Source organism: Desulfocastanea catecholica (genome assembly GCF_054657295.1).
Map to the genome: position 1 here is coordinate 1 of NZ_BAAHYZ010000153.1, position 343 is coordinate 343.

At 48.7% G+C, this 343-nt stretch carries 1 pseudogene; it reads left to right on the plus strand.

Annotation, left to right across the window (positions count from 1 at the left end):
• Nucleotides 1–343: pseudogene (locus ACYQ8U_RS23315) on the plus strand (hypothetical protein); the annotation flags it as partial.

Consider the following 343-nt stretch of genomic DNA (forward strand, 5'->3'; position numbering starts at 1 on the left):
CTTGCCACGAACATGAGCGGCGCACCAAAATTGATATCGTCTTTGAAAAAGTTGTTGAGCATATCGATGCCGAAGTCAAACAGTGCCCCAATTGCCAGGCAACCGTCAAAGGAACATTCCCGCAGGACATGCCGGGGAAATTACAATATGGCAATGGCCTTAAGGCATTTGCCATCCATCTGATTATCAGTCAAATGGTTGCCTTGAATCGGGTTCAAAAGCAGATATGCGCGATGATTGGAGCGGTAATCTCCGAGGCAACCCTGCTCAAATTTGTTTGGCGCCTCCATCAAGCTCTTCAGTCCTGGGAGGCTGAGGCTATTGAAAATCTTCTTCAGGCGCC